The organism is Paenibacillus sp. LT-B23, assembly GCF_059417685.1.
Map to the genome: position 1 here is coordinate 1 of NZ_JBSQBM010000025.1, position 26,101 is coordinate 26,101.

Sequence of the window (26,101 nt, forward strand, 5' to 3'; positions counted from 1 at the left end):
AAAGCAAGCTTCCACAACAACCCCGCTCGACTTGCATGTATTAGGCACGCCGCCAGCGTTCGTCCTGAGCCAGGATCAAACTCTCCATTAAAGACCAACCGAAGTTGGTATATAGAAAGAGCGATGTGCTCATTTTGAAACTGACGAGATAAAAATATCTCTTTTTTTTCACTCCGATTTCATGCAACCTTGCGGTATGCACCGAAATCTTCGTGGTTGATTTTGCGAACAAAATCATTCACTCACTCGTTGTTCAGTTTTCAAAGATCAAACATTTCTTTTTCGTTGACTCAGCTTGTCGCCTTACCAACTCTTATATCTTATCATGTCCGAACCAACTTTGCAAGCATTTTTTAAAATCTTTTTTTGTAACATTCGCTCGCAATATTGTATTTCTTGGCCGGAATTAGAATATATCATACTAGGTATTTAAATGCAACCTTTTTTATTAAATTGTTTATAACCTCCCGTATTACTCATTACAATTTAAGTTCAAAGTCTGATTTTTCTTTAACATTGATGATTTGACAAAGAAAGGATGGGTAAACATGATAAGAGAACTCCATCGCCTAACCACCCACCCTCTAATAGAGAGTATGCAGATATTAGGCAACTTCATTTTGATAGTTTACATGAAATCTTCAGCAAGTCACAAACCACACAAAAAAAATTTTGTTTCATATGACATTAGCTGATGATTAATTATAACACTATAGAGGAGTAGATCTTCAAATGAAGCAACGAAGGCGAACATGGACGAGAATTGTGTTTTTTGTCATCTCTTGCTTACTGCTTGTCGTTATCTCTGGATTTATGTATGAGTGGATTGCATCCAAACAGGATAAATTGCAGTCCCCCCCTCTGGGGGAAATGGTCGACGCCGGGGGCTATCGACTTCATATTCACAAACTTGGGAGCGGCTCTCCGACCATACTGTTTGAATCGGGGAGTGGGGAAAGTAGCCTGTCCTGGAGAGATATTCCCGAAAAGCTGTCATCATTGGCCACTGTTGTATCTTATGACCGGGCAGGCTATGCCTGGAGCGAGGAGGCTGCTACTCCACGAACTGGGGAAAACATCGTTCGAGAGCTTCATGTCGCCTTAAAAAACGCAGACATCCAAGCTCCTTATATTCTGGTAGGCCATTCCCTCGGAGGGATGTACTCAAGACTGTACGCGCAGATATACAAAGACGAAGTGGCAGGATTGGTTCTGGTGGATGCCAGGCCTGAGAATGACGCTCGCCGGACAAATGAAATCTATGCCAAGGAACGGCCTAAGGTCAATCCCTCCCCGTTAATATCCATTCTCCTAGAAAAGTCAGGGGCTTTTCGCCTGTTCCCCAATTTTATGCTAACGGGTCGGGTCGAATATCAAGATAGAAAATCTTTTGTGAATATTGTCGCTTCTTCTAAATACTTCCGATCTGTTGCGGAGGAGGGTGATCTAGCGAGCACTACCGAAGATGCCATACGGGGACAGCATCTGGGTAACCTCCCTGTACGCGTGATTGCCCGGGGCATTCAACAAGATTTGACTCAGTTCGGTATTAGTAAACGTGGAAATGATCAGATCGAACAAAGTTGGCAAATTGGACAGCGCGAGATGCTTAGCATCTCTCCAAACAGCAAATTTATTGTTGCCAAGAAGAGCGAGCATATGATTATCCATGATCAACCGGAGCTTGTCATCCAAGTAATCCGTGAACTCATCACCGACACCAGTCACTTTCAGTCAGCCATATCTAAAGCATACACAGATGATTAGGGACTTTATATGTTAATGACAGCATAAAAAAACAAAAGACGCCCGAGTTCCTTCATATAAAGGAATCCGGGCGTCTTTGCTGCCTAACACTTATTATGCTTGATTGAGCTTAGGACAAAATGGGCTTGTTTTTAGATGAGGTCTCTGCGACCTTGCCAAGTATCTGTCTCAGCACTTTAGCATTTTCCCCGATATAACCGGAATCAAGCAGCACATCGTGCGTACCGATGACTCCATACTCTTCGTATTGACCAAGCGTTGCCTGTTGCCATAGCAGTTTATCCGATGATGTCACCGGACCAATACTATCGTCCTCTGCAACCAAGGCATGGATATTCGCCTGAACCCCACCTACGTTAATAAGCTCATTGCGGTAGATGGAGTAGATCAACATTTTGTCTTTGACTCGCGCTCTGTCAGCTGGATCGGCGAGAAATGATTTGTACTGGTCCCCAATGCTGTCCAGCACCGTCTCGACAATCTCCTCAAGCTGCTCCGGTGTCGATTCATCCTTGGACATCTTTCTCATAGCATCCACCATAATAAGGTCGCTGACATGGTGACCTCGGCTTTCCATGGCTTTGGCCACCTCGAAGGCCAGATTTCCTCCGAGGGAGTATCCCAGGAAGACATATGGGCCCTCAGCTTGAATATCCACGATGGCATCCATGTATCGATCCAGCATGTCTTGGCCCTGGAAACGATCGCCGATAAATTCCAGCCCGAACACCTCGCAATGTCCTTCCAGCTCATTGGCCATCTCATAGTACCCCAGAGAGTAACCTACCCGAGGAGGGAAGCAAAACACTTTAAGTGTTCCTTTCCCTGGGAAGTGGATAATTTCCATTTCTTCTTCATCAGGAGCAGCTGTTGCCCGCAGCTTGGATATTTCATGGGCCATTTGCTCAACAGTCGGAAGATTAAACACGAGTTGGAGCGGAAGCTGAACACCCATGCCGGTTGAGATCTTTTGGATCAATCCCAATACTTTCAGGGAATGGCCCCCAAGTTCGAAGAAATGATCTTTGACCCCGATTTCCTGCACGCCGAGTACCTCGGACCAGATCTGCGCTAGCTCTACTTCTGTCGGCGTACGCGGCGGGATGTACTCCGCTGTGCTCCGCAGAAGTGCTTCCGGTGCCGGCAGCGCTTTGCGATCCAATTTTCCATTTGGATTCAGCGGCATTTGTGCCAGCTGTACGAAAGCAGTCGGAATCATGTAGCTTGGCAGCTCGCTGGCCAGTGCCTCGCGTAGTACGCCCGCTGCAAGCCCCTCTTCGGCCACAAAGTATGCACAAAGCTGAGTACTTCCAGTGGAATCAGCCAGTGCAAGAACAACCGTTTCCTGCACAGATGGCACTTTCAAAATTTGTGCTTCCACTTCCCCCAGCTCAATGCGGTAACCCCGGATTTTTACCTGGTGATCGATCCGCCCCAAATACTCAATATTCCCGTCTGGCAGCCATCGGGCCAAATCGCCCGTCCGGTAAATCCGCGCTCCCGGTTTGTACGGGTGAGGAATGAACTTCTCTGCCGTCAGGTCCGGCTGGTTGAAGTACCCTCGCGCTACCCCTTCGCCTGCAATGCAGAGTTCTCCCGGTACACCTACAGGTGATACCTGAGAAGCATTGTCCATCATCCATACTTGGACATTAGCGTACGGTTTACCGATAGGTACATGCGTTAGCGCAGCAGTCTCAAGGCTCGTTGTATATCGGGTCGCATATACGGCCGCCTCCGTAGGACCATAGATGTTCTCCAGCACTGCGTATGGAGATACTTTATAGTACTCTTCCACAAGTTTGGCGGGCAGCGTCTCGCCGCAGGCAAACAGGTATTTCAAAGTAAGGAATCCTTGGCTGCCGCCTTCTTTCAAATATTGAACAAGAACACTGAGCATCGACGGCACCAGATTGAGATGCGTGATACGGCTCGTATCCACGGCCTCCAACAGTGCCACCGGATCTTTGTCCGCGCCCTGCGGCAAGATCACGAGAGTTCCCTGCCCAAAGAACCAGCAGAATAGCTCCGGAACGGAGAAGTCAAAGGTGAATGTCGTTTTGAGCAGGAATCGGTCACCTGCCATCATCGGATATTCAGCTTCCAACTGGCTCAGCGTATGGATGGCAGAGCGATGCTCAATCATTACACCTTTCGGCTTACCGGTTGAACCTGACGTGTAAATGATATACGCCAGATGCTCCGGCCCGGCGAGTGGCTCCAGATTCGAGTCATCCGCATGATACGCCTGCGGGTCATCAAGTGCCAGGAGCGTGCCAGCAAACGGAAAGCGATCTTTGAGATGGTTCTTCGTCAGCAGAAGCTTCGCTCCCGAATCCTCCAGCATGTGGCGAATACGATCTTCCGGGAATTCCGGATCAATCGGTACATAGGCCCCGCCCGCTTTTAGAATGGCATGGATGCCAATGATCATCTCAAGCGAACGTTCAACCATGATGCCGACCGGCTGGTCCGGTCTGACCCCTTGAGCACGCAGCGTACGTGCAAGACGGTTCGCCTGCTGATGCAGCTCTCCGTAGGTAAGCTCCGTTTCACCGTAAATAAGTGCTGTACGATCCGGTGTGAGCGCAGCCTTTTCCTCAAATATGCCGTGAAGGGTCTTCTCATGCGGATAAGGAGCTGCTGTATCGCCCCACACCTCTATAATCTGCGATTTCTCTTCTGGCGTAATCAGCTCCAGCTCATCAATACGAATGGCAGGCTGAACAGATACACTTTCCAGAATTTTTATCAAGTGCCCTTGGATCCGTTCCACGCTCTCCCGATCATAGACGCGGGCATTGTAACGGTACAAGAACTCCAGATTACGGCCTGGCAGCACAATGAGGTTAAAATCATAATTCGTCTGTTCAAACATCTGAACATCCGTAATTTTGTACTCAGCCTCTTCACTGGCAATTTTCTCTTCCAGATGCTCCTCCACCGGATAATTCTCGAATACCATAATATGAGAAATCAAATCTTGCTTCTGTTCACTCTGTGCCTGAATCTCATAGAGCGGATAGGAGTCATAAGCATGTCCTGCCAAATATAATTCCTGCTGTCTTTTCATCACATGGGAGAACGTATCGCTTCCCTCGGCCTGTACCCGAACCGGAACTGTATTAATGAAGAGACCGATCATGCTTTCGATACCGGGAATCTCGGCAGGTCTTCCCGATACCACACTTCCGAAGACGATATCCTGACTTCTATTGTAGCGCTGCAACACAATTCCCCAGGCTGCTTGCATCAACGTGTTCATCGTTACCTGGTTCTGCTTGGCCACTTGTTCCAGCCGCTCGGTCAGCTCCGCATCCAACATAAATACAAGCTTCTCTGATACGTAGGCTTCTGCTTTTGCCAATGGCTGTGTTGTCGCTTGCGGCAGCTTCGTCTGCTGTTCGTAACCTTCCAGATAACCTCTCCAGTAAGAGGATGCCTCTTCCTCACCTTGCTCCTCCAGCCATTGAATATACTGGCTGTACGATACAGCAGCAGGAAGCTCAGGCTCCCTCTGCTCACGCAGAACCCCGTACGTTTCAAACACTTCCTGAAGCACAAGAGGCATACACCAGCCATCCAAAATGATGTGATGAGAGCTCCACAGCAGATGGTAAGCCTCATCTGCTGTCCGTAGAATAGCAACACGCAGCAATGCTCCTTCAGCAAGATCAAAGCCTCTTGCTTTGTCCTGAGCAGTATAAGCTGAAAGACGCACTTCAATTTCACCGGATTCCAGCTCGTGCAGGTCCTCGTATACGAAGTCACACGCTCTTTCTTTGAACACAATCTGTATAGGGAAATCGCCCCATCCGGCATGGAAATTCGTTCTCAATATGGCATGCCGTTTCATCAGATGCTTTATGCTGCGTTTGAAATCCTCAGGATAGAATGCTCCGTGAATTTCAAATTTAGCCTGCTCAAAGTAGACTTCCGAATGAGGCTCCAGCAAGCTGTGGAACAACATGCCCTTTTGCATCGGTGTCAGTTTATAAATATTTTCAATACTGCCGATATGCCGTGTCTGCTCTTCCAGCTCCTCGATTTTTTCCAGGCTGATATCTTTGAGGAGTACATCGCTTGGTGTAAGTTCCGTTCTTTCCTTGCGTACACAATGTCCAATGACTTCGCTGAGACGGTTCTTCAGGATGCCGACAAACTTCTCTACCGACTCTGTGTGGAACTGCTGACGGTTATAGCTGACCGAAAGCTGAAGTTGTCCTTCGGCAATCAGTCCATTAATGTTCAATGCCTGATGCTGTACCATCTGCTCACTGACCTCAGATCCTACTGAGTAAGGCGATACCTCCATCATCCCCCCTGCAAGATCCTGGTCGAACTGTCCCAGGTAGTTGAAGATAATCTCCGGTTCAGCAGAGAAGGAGGAGACATCGGATACGTCGCTCAAATATTTCAAAATACCATATCCGACACCTTTGTTAGGAATGTGACGCAAGCCTTCCTTGACACGCTTGATTCTAGCGCCGATCTCCAGTTCCTCTTTCATCTCAAGGGCGACAGGGTATTGACTTGTAAACCAGCCTATAGTGCGAGTGATATCCAGTTCAGGTACAACAGGCTCCCGTCCATGTCCTTCCAGAAGGATGCCTACACGTTCGATCCCGGTCCACTCGTGAACAGCCATGCCGAGGGCCGTCAGGAGCAAATCGTTAACTTCCGTGTTGTAAGTGCGGTTCGCCTCTTTCAGGAACTGCTCTGTCTCTTCTGGTGACCATCTCACCGTAACCGTCCCGCTGTCTTTGATGAGAAGAGCGTCGTCTACCTTGTCTTTTGGAAGAGGGGCGAAGCCATCCCCTTCTACCTCTGCCCAATAGCTGCGTTCTTGTTCAGCCGCCGGACTGTTCGCATATTGTGTGATTCCCTGGGCCCATGCACGGTACGAATCCGTCTTCTGCGGAAGCTTGACAGCTTCTCCGCGTGCTGCCTGCTCGTAGCCTTCCTGCAGGTCCTCAAAGAGGATGCGCCAGGATACGCCATCAACAGCCAGATGATGAATAACGATTAACAGATGTTCGCCTTCCGCGCAGCGGAACAGGCCCAATCTTAAGAGAGGTCCATCACCGAGAGAGATGCTGCGCTGAATGGCTTCCACACCTGCTTCTATTGCCGAAGCCGGGTCTGTTTCATCCTGCAGATCGTGGATCTGGAGGCTATAAAGCTCACCCTCACCTAAGCTGCGGTTCCAGGCTTCAAATCCCCGCTCTCCTTGGCGGAACACCAGTCGCAGCGCATCATGATGTTCTGCGATTTTCCGAACAACCTTGGCGAGCGCATCGGTATTGAAGCCTTCCCGTCTGTACAACATGACCGACTGATTAAAGTGGTGCTGGTCCGTCGACTGCTCGTCGAAAAATCTGCGCTGGGCAGGTCCCAGTGTTACCGCTCCGTGTACCTCGCTCTGATCTGCAATTCGGCTGACTGCGTTAACGCGCTGGGCCAGCTCTGCAATGGTTGGATAGCCGAACAAATCCTTCATCTCAAGTTTATAGCCTGCATGGAGCAGCCTTGATGATACTTGAATCGATTTGATCGAGTCGCCTCCGAGCTCAAAGAAATTGTCATGTATGCCGACAAGCGGAACACCTAGCACACCTTGCCAGATCGAAGCCAAAATGTTCTCCACATCCGTCCGCGGAGCAGTAAAGGCCGCTCCCGCCTTCACACCCGAGTTCGGTTCAGGCAGTGCCTTACGGTCCAGCTTGCCATTCGGTGTCAAAGGCATCACGTCCAGTTGGACGAAGTAGGACGGGATCATATATGCAGGCAGTCCAGAAAGTTCGTTCCGCAGCTCGCTGACAGACATTTCCCGATCAGCTACGAAGTAGGCACACAGAGACTTCTGTCCATGGGCATCTGCCCACGCAACAACGAGAGCTTCCTCGATAAGTGGAATATCCAGCAGCTTGGCCTCAATCTCACCAAGCTCTATACGATAGCCCCGTATTTTAACTTGATGGTCAATACGTCCAATGTACTCAATGTGTCCATTAGGGAGACGACGGGCCAAATCCCCGGTTCGATACATATTTCCTTCCGAGGCGAACGGGTCTCTAATGAATTTTTCTGCGGTAAGCTCAGGACGGTTCAGGTATCCGCGGGCTACCCCGTCCCCGGCGATGTACATTTCGCCCTCCACGCCTAATGGTACGAGACGAAGCTGGTCATCCAGGATATGGATGTATATGTTGTCTGCCGGCAATCCAATAGGTACGGATTCACGTGTATCCTTCACAGGATCATAAAGGTGAATCATGCAGCCGACGACCGTTTCGGTAGGACCGTATTCATTGTAAATTTTGATGTTGCCGCCAAAGAGATCTGTGATGGTTTGCGACAAATGTGTGGTCAAATTCTCTCCACCCACAATGAGCTGCTGAATGCGACTTTCCGCCGGGATGGTCATATCTTTAATCAGACTGAGATGAGTTGGCGTCAGCTTGAGAATGTCCACCGCATTTTCGCGCAAAATATGCTGAACAACCTCCGCCTTATCTATACCATCGTAAATCCGTACTAATCCTCCGTTAATTAATGGAGTGAAAATTGATGTCAGCGTCAGGTCAAATGAAATGGACGAGTACAGCGGAAAATCTGTTGTTTTCCCTGCACAGTAGACCTTATTGGCCCACCAGATGTAGTTCACGATCCCTTTATGGTTAATCATGGTTCCCTTCGGATTTCCTGTTGTACCCGATGTATAGATTAAATACACCAGATCGTTTCCTCTCACAGGTAGATTAGGGTTATCCCCCCCGTCTCCGTAGATGTGCGGGGAATCCAATTCCATAACCGTTCCCTCAAAGGAGGCCAGCTCCGTCAAGTGGCTCTGTGTGAGCAAAATCTCAGCGCCGGAATCCTTTAGAATATACTGAATCCGTTCCTGCGGATATTCAGGATCAATAGGTACATAGGACCCGCCCGCTTTGAGCACACCCATAATGGCGACAAGCAGTTCCACAGACCGATCCGCCAACAGACCAACCACTTGTTCACTCCGAAGTCCCTGGGCGATCAAGGTGGAGGCCAATCTGTTCGCCTGCTCGTTCAACTCCCGATACGTGACCTGAATATCGCCGTTAACAGCTGCAATCTTATCTGGCGTACGGACAACCTGTTCTTCAAACAAGGTATGCAGACCCTGATCAGTTGGATAGGTATGGGCCTTGCCACCCCAGTCTAGCAGTTTCACCCGTTCCTCAGATGTTACAATCTCCAGTTCCTCTATGGTCGCTTGCGGACGAGTAGCTACCTGATCAAGCATTTGCAACAAATGTCCACCGATTCGTGCAATGCTTTCTTGTTCGTAGACCAAAGCATTGTAACGAATGCAAACCTTGATATCCTCGCCTGGAATCACAACCAGGTTAAAGTCATAGTTCGTTTGTTCAAACATGGTGAAGTTCGCGACTTCGAGATTGTCCTCATTTTGATTACCCGATTGCTCCACCTGCTCGTCGAGCGGATAATTTTCAAAGATCATAATATGAGAAATCAGGTCCTGCTTTTGGGTTGTTTTCCCCTGAATCTCATACAGTGGATAGGTGTCGTAGGCACGACTAGCCAATGATTGTGCCTGTGTACGTTTCATCACCTCGACAAAGGCTTCGTCTTTGGAGGACTGTACACGGATAGGTACTGTATTAATGAACAGACCCACCATATTTTCGATCCCTGCAATCTCAGCCGGTCTGCCCGATACAACGCCGCCGAAAACCACATCCGAGCTGGCATTGTAACGTTGAAGAATCAGTCCCCAGGCTGTCTGCATGAGTGTGTTGACGGTCACGTGGTTTCGCTTAGCGACAGTATCCATTTTACCGGTCAAGGATGCACCCAGATGGAGAACATGCTCATTCAGAACATAGCCCGCTTCTTTAGCTTGAGATTTCGTTTTGCCTTCCGGCAATACGGTATTCCCATCATAGTCCTTGAGGTATTGGCTCCAATATGTGGAAGCTTCCTCATCATCCTGTGCATCAAGCCACTCAATATAACGGCTATAGGGCTGAGCTGGCGGCAGCACAGGCTGTACTTGCTGGCGCAGGGCAGAATAATAATCGAATAGCTCCTGTGTAATGATCGGGATGCACCAGCCATCCATGACAATATGATGAAAGCTCCATAATACCAGAGAGCTTTGTTCTGTTTGCAAGACGCTTACCCGCATCAGCGGATCTTCCGACAAGCTGAACCCCTTAGCCATATCCTCAGCAGTGTAAGCCTTGATCTGGGCTTCTTGCTCTTGCAAAGTTGCGGCACGCAGATCTACGTAGTGCAATGGGATTGGCCGTTGCTTAAAGACGACTTGCAGCGGTAAATCACCAATGTTGTTGTAAAAGTTGGTACGCAGTATGGCATGTCTTTGCACCAAAGCTTGGAAGCTCTCGAAGAAGGTCTCTACATCGAAGCTGCCTCGCAGCTCGAACGTAGCCTGCTCGAAGTATGAAGAGGAGTCTGGCTCCAGCAGGCTGTGAAACAGCATCCCCTTCTGCATTGGCGTAAGCTTGTACACATCTTCAATCTCTCCAATGTGGGCCGTCTGCTCCGTAAGTCGATCAAGCTGCTCCAGCGCTAATCCCTGGAACAAAACATCACTTGGCGTAAGCTGTGAGCGCTCCTGCGCCACGCAATGCCGGATAACCTCACTAAGGCTGGACTGTAATAATTCGGCAAAATGATTCACCGTCTCCTTGCGATACTGCCTGCTGCTGTACGTAACCGTCAGTGATAGCTGGCCTTCGGCAATCATGCCATTCACATCCAAAGCATATTGCTGTGGTGTGTGATCGCTGAGCGCCTTACCGACGGAATGTGTGGATAGGCTAAGGGCATTACCCTCCAAGTCCTGATCAAACTGTCCAAGATAGTTGAAGGAAATCTCCGGCTCTACGCCGAACCCGCCACTTTTCTCCAGTGCCATATACTTCAGAAGGCCGTAGCCGATTCCTTTGTGCGGAATCTGGCGCAAATTCTCCTTGATACGCTTGATTCGTGCAGATACTTCCTGTCCGTCTTGAAGGTTCAGCAGAACCGGATACTGGGTTGTGAACCAGCCCACGGTACGGGTGATATCCAGTTCCGGTATGATCATTTCCCGTCCATGCCCTTCAAGATTGACCAAAATCTGCTCCATGCCTGTCCAGCGCTGTATTGCTGCCCCCAGCGCAGTCAAGAGCAAATCATTCGTCTCCGTATGATACGCCCGGTTCGCTTGTCGCAGCAGCAGGTCTGTTTCCTGCGCAGACCACGTTACCGTTACCGACTCGGTATCCCGAATGGTGCCTGGCTCCTGATCTTCATCTTTTGGCAGTGGGGCCAGAATTGTATCCTCGATCTGCTGCCAGTATGCACGCTCCTTGTCCAGTGCAGGCCCTGCTGCATACTTCGCCGCTTGTTCAGACCATACAAGATACGAATCTGTCTTTTGTGGAAGGACAATCGCTTGTCCATTCAACGCCTGCTCGTATCCCGCTGCGATATCCTCAAACAGGATGCGCCAGGATACGCCATCAACCAAGAGGTGATGGATGACAATCAACAAATGATCACCATCGTCACAATGGAACAAGCCTAGCTTGAACAGCGGGCCGTCTTCCAAGTGGAAGCTTGCCTGAATGGCATCGGCTTTGGCTTGAACGGCAGCAACCTGGTCTTCTGCCTGTCGCACATCGTCTATATCCAATGTATAGAGCTCGCCTTCATCCGTTCCACGATTCCAGGCTGCATATCCGGCCTCTGTAGACCGGAAGACCATACGCAGCGCGTCATGGTGGGTAGCAATTTGGGTCATTGTCAACCGGAGTGCAGCCTCGTCAAAGCCGTCTTTCCGATAGAGCATGACGGCATGATTGTAATGATGCGGCTCCTCTGTATGACGCTCAAAGAACCACCGCTGAATTGGCATCAGCTCTGCTGCGCCTTTAATTTCACCCTGTTCTGCTGTGCGTCCGGCTACTTGAAGATACGGGCTTAGCTCAGCAATTGTCGGATATTTGAAGAGATCCTTCATCTCTAGCTTATACCCGGCTTGGAACAATCTTGAGGATACCTGGATCGCCTTGATGGAGTCACCACCCAGATCGAAGAAATGATCATGGATGCCGACCTTCTGTGCTCCCAGCACCCCTTGCCATACGGACGCCAAGGCTTCCTCAGCCTTCGTCCTTGGCGGTTCATAAACTGCTCCAGTCTGCACATTGGCCTCCGGAGCCGGAAGTGCTTTGCGATCCAGCTTGCCATTTGGCGTCAATGGCATTTGTTCCAATTGCATGAAGTAAGACGGAATCATATAAGCTGGCAGCTCTGCGGCCAAGGCTTTTCTCAATTCGCCTACCGTCAGTATCTGATCGGCTGTAAAATAGCCGACAAGCACCTTTTGTCCACTTCCATCCTCCTGAGCGAGCACTACAGCCTCCCTTACAGACGGAGCATGGAGCAGCTTCGCTTCCACTTCGCCCAGCTCGATGCGGTAACCCCGGATTTTAACCTGGTGGTCAATCCGTCCCAAATACTCCATGCTTCCATCAGGCAGCCAGCGTGCCAGGTCACCCGAGCGGTACATACGCTCGCCCGCTTCAAACGGATGAGCGACAAACTTCTCTTCCGTCAATTCCGGTCGGTTCAGGTAGCCGCGCGCCAGTCCTTCGCCCGCCACGTAGAGTTCACCTGGAATGCCAATCGGCTGTGGACGGCGTTGTTCATCCAGAATGTATGCACGCAGCGTCGGAATCGTGGTACCGATATTGCTGCGGCCCTGTTCAATTTCCAGCTCTGTAATTTCCTTGTATGTTACATGCACGGTTGTTTCGGTAATGCCGTACATGTTGATGAGCTGCACTTGTGGGTACTTCGTTCTCCAGTCCTTGAGCAAGGCCGGGCTTAATGCCTCGCCACCGAAGATAATCATACGGAGACTCAGTTCTGCCGCGTGATGACCAAGCTCTTCCTGTAGTAATTGATAGAAGTATGTCGGCGTCTGGTTCAAGACAGTGACCTTCTGGTCCTTAAGCAATTGCAAGAAACGATCTGGACTCTTCGCCGTAAGCGATGGAACGATGACCAGACGACCTCCATTCAGCAATGCCCCATACATCTCCCATACGGAGAAGTCAAAGCAGAATGAATGGAACAGTGTCCACGTATCCTGAGGACCGAAATCAAACATATTTTTATCATTAAAGAGCAAGCGAACTACATTTTTGTGTTCGATCAGCGTTCCCTTTGGCTTGCCTGTCGTACCCGATGTGTAGATGACGTAGGCAAGATGCTCCGGTCCGGTTGTAGACTTTAGGTTTGAGATATCTTCCTTGTAGGAAGCCGTCTCGTCCAGATTGACGATGTCCCCGGCGAAGGAGACATGTTTCTCCAGATGCGCTTGTGTCAGCAGTAGCTTGGCTCCTGAATCCTCAAGCATAAAGCGTATGCGGTCCTCCGGATATTCAGGGTCCACAGGGACGTAAGCTCCGCCCGCCTTCAAAATGGCCAAAATCCCGACGACCATTTCGAGGGAACGATCCGCCATGATTCCAGCCAAACCATCTGGTTGGAGGCCACGCTCGCGGAGCGTTCTGGCAAGTCTGTTTGCCCGTTCGTTCAGCTCGCTGTAGGACAGGGTTGCCTCTTCACATACGACTGCTATTGCATTCGGAGTACGAGCAGCCTGTTCCTCGAACAACGCATGAATCGTCTTGTCACGAGGATAATCTGCTCTGGCTTCGGCCGACTCCTGCATCAGCTTTGATTTTTCCTGAGGTGTCACGATATCAAGGGATGACAACGGCATTGCCGGATTGGCGGTTGCTTCCCGAATAAGCTGTACAAAGTGGCCTGCCATTCGTTCAGCAGTCTCTCGCTTGTAGATCGCAGTCGAGTACTCAAGCGTGCAATCCAATGCCCCATCCGCTTCACTTACGGTCAGCGTGAGGTCGAACTTGGCAGCAGGATGTACATTATCGTAAGGAGTGAAACGCAATCCCTCTATTTCTTGTTCTCCCTGCTCGATATTTTGCAGGACAAACATGGTATCAAATAACGGGTTGCGGCTCAGGTCACGCTGAAGCTCCAGCTTTTCTACCAGCTCCTCGAACGGATAATCCTGGTTTTCATAGGCCCGCAGCGCTGTTTCCTTCACTTCCTGCAAATAAGTCTCGAAAGACTTCTCCCCTTCTGGATAAGTACGCAGTGCCAGTGTGCCGACGAACATACCGATGAGGCCTTCGAGTGTCGTATGGGATCTCCCAGCCACAGGTGAACCGACAATGACATCTTCCTGACCTGTGTACTTGTGTAGAAGCGCTGTATAGGCTGCCAGCAGTACCATGAACAGAGTGGAGCCCGTCCGTGCTGCCAGCTGCTGGAGTGAACCGCTCAGAGAAGAATCAATACAGAAGTCGATCCGATCCCCCGCAAAGCTTCGCACCGCAGGACGGACTTCATCTCCCGGCAAATCCAGCACTGGCAAGCTTCCACGGAATGCATCCAGCCAGTAGGCTTCCTGGGCTTTGAGACGTTCGCTTCCGAGTTGCTCCTGCTGCCATACCGCATAGTCTGTGTACTGGATCTGTAGTGCAGGTAATAAGTCCTCCTCTTGGTAGAAGCGGAGAAACTCTTCTATGAGAATATTCATAGAAACACCATCTGAGACAATATGATGCATATCAAACAACAGTAAATGGCGCTCATGCGCAATTCGGATAAGGCCGACCCGCAGCAATGGAGCTTCGCCAAGATCGAAAGGACGGACAAATTGCTGAAGGGAAGCTTCTGCCTCTTCCTCGCTCAATTCCGCATATTCCACAGTAAACAGAACATCCGTCAGGATCTGCTGTACGGGTTCGCCGTTAACAGTCACAAAACGGGTACGCAGCGAACCATGGCGATGAATCAGACGACGGAATGCCTGTTCCAGCCGTTCCCGATCCAAGGCTCCCTCAACCGTAAGGATTCCCGGCATATTGTAGCTCAGCTCTCCGCCTTCCAGCTGACTTAGAATAAACAGCCGTTTTTGGGCTGAGGACAGTGGGTAGTGCTCACGCACTTCCGCCGTAGGAATTTCTTCAAAATTGAGCGGTGTATAGCCCTCAATGGCGCGAGCCAATCCTTCAATTGTAGGAGAATCGAACACTTCTCTCAGACTAATATCGCGGTTCATTTCCTTGCGAATTCGTGAGACTAGCAGAGCTGCACGCAGGGAGTGACCTCCAAAATGGAAGAAATTATCCTTCACTCCCGCATTCTCTACACCCAACACTTCTTGCCAAATTTCAGCTAATTGAATTTCCAAAGGTGTCTTCGGAGCTACAGATGAAGCAACTGCCCATCCGCGCTCTCCCTGCAACGCTTTTCGATTGATTTTCCCGTTCGACGTCAGAGGTATATCCTCCAGTTGTATGAAGCGGGAAGGGATCATATATCCAGGTAACATCTCCGACAGAACTGTCTGGAGCTCGGATACCTCCAGCTCCCGAGCGGCTACGAAGTAAGCGACCAGATCCTTCTGACCGTCATCGCCTTCCACAGCCATGGCCACGACTTCCTGAACGGACTGCACTCTGAGCATTTGTGCTTCTACCTCACCCAGCTCGATCCGATAGCCGCGAATTTTGACTTGATGATCTATTCGGCCCACGTATTCGATGGTACCGTTCGGTAACCAGCGAACCAAGTCACCTGTCCGATACATACGCTCCCCTGGAGTGAACGGATTTTCGACGAACTTCTCGTCCATTAACGCAGGTCGGTTATGATACCCCCGTGCTAACCCGATACCTGAAATGCATAGCTCTCCAACTACGCCGACAGGCTGCAATCTGAGATGCTCATCCAACACGTACACACTATGGTTAGCAATAGGTCGGCCAATGGATACTGTTTCCAGCGTTTCCTCGCTATCCGGAACAGACCAGATTGTGGTGCAAATAGAGTCCTCCGTTGGGCCGTAGCCATTGGAGTAGCGTACATGCTTCCTCCACTTTTCGATCAACTCGACAGATGCGGCTGATCCGGCGGTAAGCAGGCATCGCAGTGCTGGCAGGCGCTCAGGCTCAAGGTGGATAGCGTAAGCTGGTGGCAGAGTCGCTATCGTAATTCCCTTGTCGTTTATGAACTGTTCGAACAAGGCATAATCTAAAATGTCTTGTGTAGAAGGGATGCACAGAGCAGCCCCATGGCTTAGTGCCGTTAAAACTTCCGAAACCGATGCATCAAATGACAGACTTGCAAACTGAACGATTCGGTCCTGCGGTGTAACTTCGAAGTATGTCCCGTATACGTCCGAAAGATTTTGTAGTCCCCGATGTTCGACTAATACGCCCTTAGGCTGACCCGTCGTACCTGAAGTATAGATCACATAAGCCAGATCATCCGGGCCAACAGTATCCTTCAAATTCGAGGTATCGGCATCATATGTCGATGGTTCATCCAGCAACAAAACATTTTCCGTCCATCCAAGATGCTCCAAGAGGCGGGCCTGTGTAAGGACCAGCTTTGCTCCGGAATCTTCAAGCATGTAACTGATCCGTTCTTTCGGATACTCTGGATCAATTGGAACATAGGCACCTCCGGCTTTCATAATGCCGTAGATTCCAACGATCATTTCGGACGACCGTTCAGCAATCAGCCCCACCAGATCTCCCGTCTGGATTCCCTGATTACGCAGTTTTCTTGCCAGTCCGTTGGCTTTTGCATTGAGCTCGGCATAGGTCAGCATCTCATCCTCGAACACAATGGCAGTCGCCTCCGGCGTTCGTCCCGCCTGTTCCTCCAACAACCCGTGGAACGTGTTACAGTGCTCGTAACTGACTTTCGTGTTACCCCATACGTCCAGAATCAGCTCTCTCTCCTGCGGCGTGACCAATTCCAGAGCATCCACGGAAATTGCAGGATTCTCCACAATTTGTTCCATGAGGTGAACCAGATGTCCCTTGATTTGCTCAATCGTCACTTGATCATACACAAGTGCATTGTACTGGAATAGCAATCTCATCTCTTTGCCAGGCAGGATAATTAAGTTAAAATCGTAATTCGTTTGCTCCAGAAGCTCGGCGTCCTCAATCTCAAAGTCAGCCTCGCCACCACCCAGACGTTCTACCTCCTCCTCAACAGGATAGTTCTCAAACACCATAATATGTGAGATTAAGTCCTGTTTCTGATCGGTCTGAGCCTGAATCTCAAACAGCGGGTAGGTGTCATACATATGGGAAGCCATAAATTGTTCCTGCTGCTGCTTCATCAAAACTGAGAAGGGGAGATTTTCCTCCGTCTTCACACGGACTGGAATCGTATTGATGAACAAACCGATCATCCGATCAATGCCCGGAATTTCTGCTGGTCTGCCTGATACTACACTTCCGTATACGACATCCCGGCTACCGTTATAGCGTTGAAGTACAATGCCCCATATGGATTGCAGCAATATATTCATCGTGACATGAGCATCTCTGGCTACCTTCTCCAGATGTCCAGTTAATTCCCTGCCGAGGATGTAATTCTGCTTTTCTGATACGTACCCTTCTCCTTTACTTGCTTCCCCGACTTGAGGTAAAAGCGTCTGCTGCTCGTAACCGGCCAGATATCGACTCCAATAGTTGGACGCAGCTGCTTCATCCTGCTGTTCCAGCCATTCAATATATCGACTGTACGGCTGAACCTCTGCCAACTGAGGCTCTCTTCCTTCCAGGAGGGCAAAATAATGTTCAAATACCTCCTGCGTAATTAACGGAACACACCATCCATCCATGACGATGTGGTGAAAGCTCCACAAGAGACGGAAGCTCTCCTCACCTGTACACAAAATCGAAACACGTAGAAGCTCATCCTCAGATAAGTTGAAGCCCTGTGCCTTGTCCTTTGCAGCAAATGTCTTCAAATAAGCTTCGCGCTGCGTTTCGTCCATCTCCCGCAGGTCTTCGTACACCAGCTTGGCGCCTCTGTGCCGAAAAACAACCTGTAAAGGCTCGCTGCCCCATCCGTTATAAAAGTTCGTCCGGAGGATGGCATGACGCTCCACTAAGGCATCGAGACTTTGTCCAAAGACGGCCGGATCAAAGCTCCCCTTAAAGTCAAAGGCAGCCTGCTCAAAATAAGCACCTGTATGCGGCTCAAACATATCATGAAACAGCATGCCCTTCTGCATCGGTGTCAGACTGTATACATTCTCAATATCGCCTATGTGGCTGGTTTGCTTAGAAAGCTCTTCCAGATCGGAAATACTCAGACCCTTCGCAAGCACGTCACTTGGTGTCAAAACGGTTCTTTCCTGGGTTACACAATGATGGAGAAGCTCCCGCAAGCTTTCTTCAATATATCCAGTGAGTTGTTCCATCGTAGATGACTTATACTGTTTTCCGTTATAAGTAATCGTCAGAGAAAGGGCTCCGTCCGTCACCATGCCATTGATATCTAGCGTATAGGCTGGTTCCTCCAACAAACTTTGGGCGTTTCCGGTCGGATAAGGCGAAATCTGCAACGAGCTTCCTTGCAAATCCTGATCAAATTGCCCCAGATAGTTAAAAGAAATCTCAGGCTGCAAGCTGAAGTTGTCTGCATCCACCTGACTTGCCATGGTTTTGAGCAACCCGTATCCGATACCCTTGTTCGGAATTTGGCGCAGCCCTTCTTTCACAGACTTGATCAAGGCTGCCACTTCCAGGTTATCGCCCAAGTCTAAAATCACCGGATATTGGCTTGTAAACCAGCCAACAGTACGGGTGATGTCGATATTCGGTATAATCGGTTCACGACCATGGCCTTCAAGATTCACAGCAATCTTTCCAATGCCGGACCACTTGGATATGGCCATGCCCAGAGCGGTCAATAGCAGATCGTTCGTCTCCGTTTGGTAAGCACGGTGGGCTTTTCTCAGCAGTTGGTCGGTTTCTTCTATAGTCCATTGTGCTGTTACTACTTTGCTATCCTGTAAAAGAAGGTTTTCCACAGCCTCATCCTTCGGCAACTGTTCGAGTGGCTGATCCTCCAGCTCTCTCCAATACGCCCGATGAGTCTCCATTTCAGGGCCTTCCGAATAACGAGCAAGGGCGTCTCCCCAGTCAAGGAAGGAATCCGTCTTCTGCGGGAATACCAACGCTTGTCCTTGAGTCGCCTGCTCATAGCCTGTTGCAATATCCTCGAACAAAATCCGCCAGGATACCCCGTCCACCACCAAATGGTGGATCACGATCAGAAGATGGTCTCCATCCTGACAATGGAAAAGTCCTAACTTCAGCAGCGGACCTTCTGCCAGATTGATACTGCGCTGAATGTCGTCCGACAGCGTTGTAATGGCTGCAGCCGGATCGGATTCATTCCGTAAATCAGCGGTAAGCAGGTTATAAAGCTCTCCTTCTTCAAGATCACGATTCCAAGCTTCGTAGCCATGCTCTGTCTGACGGAAAACCATGCGAAGGGCGTCATGATGCTTAGCGAGTTTTCTTAGCACCTGATGCAAAGCCTTTTCCTCAAATCCCTGTTCACGGTACAGCATGACCGCTTGATTGAAGTGATGGGGCTCTGCCTGCTTCCGTCCAAAGAACCACTGTTGGACTGGAGTCAAGCAAGTCGCTCCACGCACAGCTCCCTGTTCGGCCATGCGCACAGCGGTTTGTATTTCCGCGCCTAGCTCCGCAATGGTTGGGGATTTGAACAGCTCCTTCATCTCTAAGCGATAACCAGCTTGTAGTAGCCGTGACGAAACCTGAATCGCCTTAATGGAGTCTCCTCCCAGTTCAAAGAAATTGTCATGGATACCCACCTGATCGGCACCCAGCACCCCTTGCCAAACAGACGCCAAGGCTTCTTCCGCCGGTGTACGAGGAGCCGTATACTTCCGTCCCGTATGCGCACCCACTTGGGGAGCCGGCAGAGATCTGCGGTCCACTTTTCCGTTCGACGTTAATGGCATACGATCCAGCTGCACAAAATAGGACGGGATCATATAACCCGGAAGTACCTGCGATAGAGCCAGACGCACTTCTCCTGCGGTGAGCATGCGATCCGCCACATAATAAGCGCAAAGCTGCTTCTCTCCAAGCTCATCCGCGCGAACGACTACTACGGCGTCGATGACCGTCTCCACCTTGGCCAACTGAGCCTCGATTTCGGGGAGCTCAATGCGGTAGCCACGTATTTTAACCTGTTCATCGATTCTTCCTTTAAATTCCAGATTGCCATCTGGAAGCCAGCGTACCAGATCACCAGTTCGGTAGCAGGATTCTCCGTCCTTCACGGGACTAGGGACAAATTTTTCTGCCGTGAGATCAGGCCGATTGAGATATCCGCGCGCTACACCTTCACCGCCGACAATCAGTTCACCCCAAGCACCAATGGGTTGTAATTGAAGCGATCCATTGACTACATAAGCGGTCGAGTTGCTAATCGGGCGACCAATCGGTACTCCCCCTTCAAATCGACCCGGAATCTTGTAGGTGGTGGAGAAGGTAGTATTCTCTGTCGGACCATAGCAATTGACAGGAACAAGATCAGGATTAGCCTCGATCACACGGTTCATATGAGATATGGACAGTACGTCACCGCCGACGAGCAATGTTTTTAGCCCTCTGAACAGGTACTCATCCTGCAATGAAAGCTGATTGAAAAGCGGTGAAGTGAGCCACAACGTCGTAATCCTGTACTTGGCGATGGCAGCTTTGAGCCTATCAGCAATCAGAATGTCGTCATTCTCTACGAAATAGAGCTGTCCGCCGTTAAGCAACGCCCCCCATATCTCGAAAGTAGAAGCATCGAAGGCCACGGCTCCTGTCTGCAAAATTCGTGTGGATTCATTCAACTCCACATAGTTAGTCTCTTTGACCAGACGGACCACGTTCCGGTGTTCAACCATAACGCCCTTCGGCCTACCTGTGGTTCCCGATGTATAAATGACATAAGCAAGCCCCTGTGACCCCTGGGCAGTCTCCAGCTGGGCAGGTTCGGCTGCATAAGCCTCTTCACTGCTGAGGTCGACAATCGGTAAACCGTAGTCTACACTTACAAACTCACCCTTTTGCACCAGTAGTAGCTTGGCGCCGGAATCATTGAGCATATAACGAACCCGGTCTTCCGGGTATTCGGGATCAATAGGCACATAGGCTCCACCCGCCTGTAGTATCGCGAGCATACCAATGACCATCTCGATGCTTCGTCCGCCCATCACGGCCACAGGCTGCTCCCTCAACGTTCCCAAGCGACGCAGTGTTTGGGCCAGCCGCCCCGCCTTCTCTTCCAATTCGAGGTAGGTTAGCTGGACATTGCCGAATACAAGCGCCGTCTGCTCCGGTGTACGCTTTACTTGCTCTGCGAACAGCTCATGAATAGTCTTCTCACTTGGATAAGGAGCCGATGTCGCATTGAATTCTTCAATGATCTGCACCTTCTCCTCCGGTGTGATCATCTCAATCTCCACCAGCTTTAACTGGGGATTGACAGCAACCGCATGCAGAACCCGAAGCAAGTGCATAGCCAGTCGCTCTACACTCTCACGCTGATATAAAGCCGTGCTATACTCCAAACCAAAAGCTAGCTCTGCCCCCTGCTCCTCTACATTGAGTGACAGGTCAAATTTGGCTGTAACAGTCTCCAGCGGGTAAGGAGTAAAGCGCAGCCCGCCCATGTCCTGCTCTGCCTGCTCTGTATTTTGCAATACCAACAGAGTATCAAAGAGTGGATTGCGGCTGACATCACGTCCTACACCCAGCTTCTCAATCAGTTTTTCCAAAGGATAGTCCTGATGCTCGAACGCCTTGAGCGCCGTTTCCTTGATTTCGAGAAGATAATCCTGAAATGTCTTATCTCCCGCCGGATAGCTGCGCATAGCCAGTGTATTGACAAACATCCCGATGATGCTCTCAAGCTCCGCTTGCGGTCTTCCGGCCACCGGAGAACCTACGATGATGTCCTCCTGCCCCGTATATTTGTGCAACAGGACCGAATAAGCAGCCAGCAATACCATATACAGCGTAGTACCTGTACGGGATGCGAGTTCCTGTATTGCCTTATTGCCGGATGCATCCAATGTAAAATCAATTCGGCTACCCTCGAAGCTGCGAACAGAAGGTCTTTGATAATCCGTAGGCAAATCAAGTACAGGCAGTTCCCCTTCAAAAGCCTGCAGCCAGTATGCTTCAAGCTCTTTCCACTGGTTCTCTGAATGCTCCCGTTGCCATACAGCATAATCCTTGTACTGGATGTGCAGTTCTGGCAGCTGTTCTCCCTGATACAATGAGGTGAGTTCTTCCACCAGTATTTGAATGGAAACCCCATCCGAAATGATATGGTGCATATCAAACAGCAACAGATGACGTTCCTCTTCCAGCTTCACCAAGCCAACACGCAGTAATGGGGCCTGGCTGAGATCAAAGGCACGGATAAAGCTGCGTATGAGCGTATCCGTCTCCTCCACCGAAGCTTCTGTGCAGTCCAACGCAAACGGCACTTCCTTATGCACACGCTGAACAAGCTCTCCATCCTTCATATAGAAGCCCGTTCTCAGCGATTCGTGACGCTGGATGAGTGCCTGGAACGCAGACTCCAGCCGTACGCGATCCAACGGTCCATCCACTGTGAAGACCCCTGGCATATTGTAGCTGAGCTCTCCTCCGTCCATTTGTCTCAACACGTATAACCGCTTTTGCGCTGAGGACACTGGGTAAGATGCGCTTTCCTCCGCCTGTGGGATGGATTCATACACTGTCGGAATGTGCTTTTTGACCAGTTGCGCCAAAGACTCAACCGTAGGCGACTGAAACACTTCGCGCAGCGAAATGCTACATCCCAACTCTTTGTGAATCCGCGAAACGAGCAATGTTGCCCGCAAAGAGTGACCACCAATTTCAAAGAAATTATCTCTGACACCGACGCGGGTAACTCCCAGGATATCTTGCCAGATTAGCACCATCTGCGCTTCCGCAGCAGTTCTCGGAGCCAGATAAACCTCGCTGGATTGTACACTGCCTTCAGGATCTGGCAGCGCGCGACGATCCAGCTTACCATTTGGCGTAAGCGGCATTTGCTCCAGCCGGACAAAATAAGAGGGGATCATGTAGGCTGGTAGTTCCACTGCCAGCTGAGATCTCAATTCGCCCGGCGAAAGGTCGGTGGAGGCCACGTAGTAGGCGCAAAGCAATTTTTGGCCCTGTTCGTCGTCCCGTGCGAGGACAATCGTTTCCCTTACATTCGGAGCCTTGAGAATTTGGGCTTCCACCTCGCCAAGCTCAATTCGGTAGCCGCGAATTTTGACCTGATGGTCGATCCGGCCCAAATATTCGATATTACCATCAGGCAACCAGCGAGCCAGATCCCCAGTACGGTACATCCGCTCTCCCGCCCGAAATGGATGTTCTACGAATTTTTCAGCCGTCAACTCTGGACGGTTCAAATACCCTCGGGCAAGACCGTCGCCCGCGATGTATAGCTCCCCCGGAACCCCAACAGGCTGCAGACGTCTTTGCTCATCAAAAATGTAAGCGCTAAGTGTCGGAATCGTTCTACCAATATTGCTTTTCCCCGCTTCAATCTCATGTTCCGTGATTTCCTTGTAGGTGACATGGACCGTTGTTTCCGTAATTCCGTACATATTAATCAGTTGCACATCAGGATACTTGACCCGCCAGTTTCTCAGAAGAGATGGGCTTAAGGCCTCTCCACCAAAAATGATTTTTCTAAGGCTAAGCTCTGTCGAAGAGTGCGCCAATTCTTCCTGTAGCACCTGATAAAAATACGTTGGTGTCTGGTTCAAAATGGTGACTTTGTTGTCTTTCAACAACTTCAGGAAAGCTGCTGGACTCTTGGCTGTAAGAGACGGAACAATCACCAATTTTCCTCCGTAGAGAAGGGCTCCATACATCTCCCAAACGGAGAAGTCAAAGCAGAACGAATGGAATAGCGTCCACGTATCATGAGCGCTGAAATCAAATAAATTTTTATCGTTAAAGAGCAGTCGAACTACATTTTTATGCTCGATCAGAGTTCCCTTCGGCTTGCCAGTTGTACCCGACGTATAGATAACATAGGCAAGATTGCTCGCCCCCGAAATGCTCTCCAGATTTGAAGTGTCCCCTTTATACGATGCAACTTCGTCCAGATTCACAAGCTTTCCGTCAAATGTGGTACTCTCCCATAGATGGCTTTGGGTGAGCAACAGACGGACTCCTGAATCCTCTAGCATGTAACGAATACGTTCTTCGGGATAATCGGGATCAATGGGCACATAGGCTCCTCCCGCCTTCAAAACCGCCAGCATGCCGACGACCATTTCCAGGGAACGATCAGCCATAATCCCCACGAGTACATCTGCACCAACGCCTTCGGTGCGCAAATATCTCGCAAGCTGGTTAGCCTGCTCGTTTAGAGCTAGGTATGTAATACTCTGCTCGCCCATCTGAACGGCTACGTGATCTGGCATGCGCTCGGCTTGTTCTTCGAATAAGCCATGGATTGTCTTTTCACGCGGATAATCGACTGCAACGCCTTCCGAAAGAGCCAAAATGGATTGCTCTTCTGCTTCACCCAATAGGTTTACCTCGGCGATGGAAAGCTGCGGTGCATGAATGATCTGCTCGGCGATCGTAAGCAACTGGGAAACCATGTCCTTAACTTCACTGCGTTCAAACAACTTCGTCCGGTAATCGACATCCAGTACCAGCTCGCCTTCATCCAGGATCTCCACGATATGAAGCACGAAATCGTTCACTTCGTCGCCGCAGAAATCATAATCCGTCAAAATGCGCACGTCATCCAAATCAACCCAATTGATAAGACGGTATTCCATGGAGACGCCAAAAAGCCGCTGGATATCCCTGTTACCATGCATTTCTCTAAGATCCTGAATTAACTGATTATATGGATACTTCTGATGCCGCAGGATTGACATTTGATCCCTGGCTACTTCCTGCAGGAAGCTCAGCACATCCATGTCCTTTTCGACGTATGTTCTGGCTGCAGCCGTACTAACGAACATACCGATCTTTTGCTTCTCTTTTTTGTTCCCACGGTTAGCGAACGAAGTACCAATCACCACATCCGGCTGATTCGTTACTTTGTGTATGTAGATATACATCACACCCATGAAGAACTGGAACAGAGAAATCCTGTTCTGTTGGCAAAATGCCTGCAACTCGTGATACAGCACCTCTGGCACGGTAAAATGCTCCCGAACGGCGTGGGTGCTCAGAGATAACGGATTGTATGACTTCCAACCCGTAAGTTCAGGTAAATCAGAAAATTTATTGAGCCAGTATGTCTTGTCCTTTTGATATCTGTCAGAAAGCTCGTATGCGTTCTCTTCTGCAATATATTGAATATAGGAGCAATCGTCATTCAGCGTCGGTTCATTTCCTTGAATGATCTGCATGTAAAATTCCGTCAATTGATTGCCATAGATCACCATTGAGATCCCGTCAGAAATAATATGGTGCATCTTGGTATTAATCCAATACTCATCCTCGCTAATCTTCACAATCAAAAACTGGAATAGCTCAGAATCCAGCAGTTGCAAGGGTTTGCTTTTGTGTTGCTCAAGTAAGGCTTCCACCTCAGAGATACTTTCATAGTGGGTAAGGTCCAGATACTCCAACTGTCTCTCTTCATAAGGAACGACATACTGCTGAGGCACTCCATCCACTGAGGTGATACGAATGCGGAACGCATCATACTGTTTGATAATCAAATTAATGGACTGCATGAAGGCAGCGATATGGATACGGCCCTTCATCTTGGCTGTACCGGAAAGCTGTGACACTGACGTATCTGGATAGAGTAATTCGGTATACCATATACGTTTCTGCGCATTTGTTAAATCATATAACTGCATGTCATTCATCTCGTTCACTCCTATTCCGTGATGTGAGTATCCTCCCGCTGCTACTGGCAGTCAGGAGGACAAAAGGACCATTTAACGTGCGCTTCCTCCGCTCATTGATCAAGTGAAACAATTTCTTCCGCCTCAGCCACCAAACGCTCACCTACAGAAGCCCGACCGCTTCCGAGTATATAGCCCCGCCGACGCTTGTTGACTTGAAAATGGAGATCAATTCGGTCCCCTGGCTTCGCCAAGCTATGGAATCGAACTCCATTAAGGTTGGTCAGATATGAAATGCCTTTTTTGTCAATCGCAGCGAATGCCGCCAATTGTGCCAGCGACTCCACGATCAACATAGAAGGCATATATGGATTAGCCTCTGTAATAAACCACTCACTCCAGGTGACAAGCTTGTACCCCTTCGCCCATTGCGATGTTTCGTACCCAGTCACGCCATCCAGCAGAAGAAACGGGTACCTGTGCGGAAGCACATCCGGGATATGGATTAGCTCTTCACTCACA

3 protein-coding genes and 1 rRNA gene are annotated in these 26,101 nt (G+C 49.8%); 1 reads left to right on the forward strand and 3 read right to left on the reverse strand.

The genetic code is table 11. The annotated features are described in order from the left end of the window. A 16S ribosomal RNA gene (locus ACWXW9_RS24390) occupies positions 1-91 on the reverse strand; the annotation flags it as partial. Positions 92-732: 641 nt separating this feature from the next. Between ACWXW9_RS24390 and ACWXW9_RS24395 the strand changes: the two genes are divergently transcribed. Next, positions 733-1,767: an alpha/beta fold hydrolase gene (locus tag ACWXW9_RS24395; RefSeq protein WP_494931537.1), complete on the forward strand. Its 1,035-nt coding sequence runs from the start codon at positions 733-735 to the stop codon at positions 1,765-1,767. Between the two features lie 109 nt (positions 1,768-1,876). On the opposite strand, the gene ACWXW9_RS24400 is transcribed toward ACWXW9_RS24395, so the two are convergent. Both ACWXW9_RS24400 and ACWXW9_RS24405 read right to left on the reverse strand, forming a co-directional pair. Next, positions 1,877-25,600, reverse strand: coding sequence for a non-ribosomal peptide synthase/polyketide synthase (locus ACWXW9_RS24400; RefSeq protein WP_494931538.1), 23,724 nt, complete (start codon positions 25,598-25,600; stop codon positions 1,877-1,879). Positions 25,601-25,692: 92 nt separating this feature from the next. Further along, positions 25,693-26,100, reverse strand: a complete 408-nt coding sequence (locus tag ACWXW9_RS24405; RefSeq protein ID WP_404581380.1) for a 3-hydroxyacyl-ACP dehydratase FabZ family protein — start codon at positions 26,098-26,100, stop codon at positions 25,693-25,695. Position 26,101: the final 1 nt, after the last annotated feature.